Source organism: Buttiauxella brennerae ATCC 51605 (assembly GCF_001654925.1).
GTDB lineage: Bacteria > Pseudomonadota > Gammaproteobacteria > Enterobacterales > Enterobacteriaceae > Buttiauxella > Buttiauxella brennerae.
Window position 1 is genome coordinate 1 of sequence record NZ_LXER01000065.1, and the last position, 465, is coordinate 465.

Annotated in this window: 1 pseudogene; it reads right to left on the bottom strand. The window is 41.9% G+C overall.

Annotation, left to right across the window (positions count from 1 at the left end):
- Positions 1-252: 252 nt before the first annotated feature.
- Positions 253-465, bottom strand: a pseudogene (locus M975_RS22000) (DUF4113 domain-containing protein); the annotation flags it as partial.

Consider the following 465-nt stretch of genomic DNA (forward strand, 5'->3'; position numbering starts at 1 on the left):
ACAAGAGCAGGAATTATTAAAATGGCGGTAAGACTCCTCACGATCCATATCCTCCAAACATATTTACTAAAAAAGCGGTCAATGAAAAGTACGCTTGACTTATTCACCATGTAACAGACTGTAAACCCTGCCGTATAGAGTTTGTAATGTCAATGGTGCGGTTTTGAGCAAATATAAAAAAGATTACCTTACTCTGACAATATCATCCAATCTGTTTGTAAAAGCGGGCGAAAGTCTTTCTATTCGCATCTTTCAGCCTGTGGCATCACTTTTAATGCCCTGCCCTGCAAACCAGACTGAACCCTTACCAGAGCTGTTAATGCTGTCTATGAGTGTCATTAATTCATCGCTATTACGATGAGGCTGAAGGTCATCGAACAGGGTAAGTTGTAATACTGCCGCGCTGCGAAAATCGGTGAGAATTACACCTGCGCGTTGATAACGATGCCCCGGGATGAATATTGT